At 50.0% G+C, this 2,152-nt stretch carries 2 protein-coding genes; one reads left to right on the forward strand and one right to left on the reverse strand.

Translation table 11 applies throughout. From position 1 onward, the window contains the following. On the forward strand, positions 1-1,291 hold a 1,291-nt coding region (locus AC5V8P_RS25240; protein ID WP_495474019.1), incomplete at its 5' end, for an amino acid permease. 118 nt (positions 1,292-1,409) lie between these two features. On the opposite strand, the gene AC5V8P_RS25245 is transcribed toward AC5V8P_RS25240, so the two are convergent. Continuing rightward, the coding region (locus AC5V8P_RS25245) for an MFS transporter (RefSeq protein ID WP_495474020.1) at positions 1,410-2,152 on the reverse strand (743 nt) is incomplete at its 5' end.

Raw genomic sequence — 2,152 nt, forward strand, 5'->3', positions numbered from 1 at the left:
GGTCTACTTCTTAATGACCAGCCTGGGTGAGCTGGCAACGTTTATGCCTGAATCCGGCTCTTTTAATACTTATGCAGGTCGCTTCGTTGACCCAGCTTTTGGTTTTGCCATGGGCTGGAACTTCTGGTACAACTGGGCAGTAACGATTGCTGCCGAATTGGCAGCAGCGACCGTGCTAATCAAATACTGGTTCCCGGAAAGCCACTCTGCCTGGTGGAGTCTGTTATTCTTGGCCATAATTTTCTTGCTGAATGCGTTGACGGTCAAAGGCTATGGCGAGTCCGAATACTGGTTCGCCATGATTAAAATTGTGACTGTAATCATCTTTTTGACCGTAGGGGTGCTGATGATTTTCGGCATCTTGGGTGGTCCTGCGATTGGCTTCGCCAACTTCACCGCAGGAGATGCCCCATTCCATGGCGGATTCTTTGCTGTATTGGGTGTATTCATGGCTGCGGGCTTTTCCTTCCAAGGAACGGAGCTGATTGGGGTAGCCGCTGGCGAGAGTGAAAATCCGCGCGAAAATGTGCCAAGTGCCATCCGTCAAATCTTTTGGCGCATCTTGTTCTTTTATATTTTCGCAATTCTTGTTATTGGTTTGATCATTCCATATACGAGTCCGAATTTGCTGCGGGGAGATATCAGTGATATCGGAGTCAGCCCGTTCACGCTCGTATTTGAAAAAGCGGGGCTTGCCATTGCTGCCTCTGTCATGAACGCTGTTATTTTGACTTCCGTATTGTCAGCAGGCAACTCGGGTATGTATGCAGCGACTCGGGTATTGTACGCTTTGGCGCGGGAAGGTAAAGCCCCACGTTTCCTTGGGCGCATCAATCGACGCGGCATTCCTATGAATGCACTTCTGATTACGACTGCTGTTGGTATGCTGGCTTTTCTCGCCTCCCTGTACGGAGACGGTGTAGTCTATAACTGGCTGCTCAATGCCTCTGGAATGTGCGGATTTATTACGTGGGTCGGTATTGCCGTCAGCCATTATCGTTTCCGCCGTGCCTTTACTGCACAGGGTCACAGTCTGAGTGAGCTTCCCTACAAAGCTCGCTGGTTCCCGTTTGGACCGTTGTTTGCCTTTGCTCTATGTATCATTGTCATTATCGGGCAAGGTACGGATGCCTTCACCGGACAGGAGATTGACTGGAAAACGATGATCGCTACGTATATGAGTGTGCCGCTGTTCCTTCTACTGTGGCTCGGCTACAAATGGATCAAACGCACTAAAATTGTTCCATTAAAAGAATGTGATTTGAGTTCTAATGCACCCTCGGATAAATAATAGAAAACTGTGAAAAAGCCCATCTCCACATATTCAGGGAAAACACGCTGGTACACCCGGTCACAAGACCGTTATCTGCATGTTCCTCTGTATATGCCCGGAGACGGGCTTTTTCTGTTTATTTGGAAGAGGCAGCTACTGAAGCTGACAAAGACATAGATAAGGCACGACGACTAAAAATACCGTATATGACAGCAATCAGCGTCAACACTGCTGAAAACAAGTATAGATTAACGATACCGAGATGATCTGCAATCCAGCCCATTAAAAGCAGCGAAATACAAAACGTCAGGCTTGTCAGCGTAGCTTGGGCCGACAGCACCTTGGGCAAATCATGTACGGACACACTCATTTGCATCATCGTGCGGCGGGATACGACCGACATTTCCGCAGGGAGTCCCATCAACAGCACGATAAGCAGTGTCAGTGGCGGTAATGTGTTCAGTGCGTACCAAGCTGTCAGCAGCCCGTAGCCTGCCATCCCTACCAGCATAGCGGGCAGCAGTCTGCGCTGCAAATGCTTGACGCAAGCAAGGACTACGATGCCGCCGCCAATCGCCCCTGCAAAATACGCGGCATTGATGTATCCCCACCATGCCTCGCTCTTGTGTAAGACCTGCTGAGCGAAGGCAAGCGTGAACGCGCCTACCCAAACTGAGCCTCCTAGCAGGTCAATCATATCCATGAAAATAAGAGCCTTCAGTCTGCGGCTGGCTCCAATAAGACTCCAGCCCTCACGCAGTATTTCTTTTTTACGTTTAGGAGGCACCGCCGGGCTCTCTGATTCCGGGGCATACAGCTTATCTTCCAACTGCGCAGGAGGCAAGTCATGCTGCCCTTGTCCAGGCTCGGTTACAGCCT

It is taken from the genome of Paenibacillus sp. N119s (assembly GCF_059447605.1).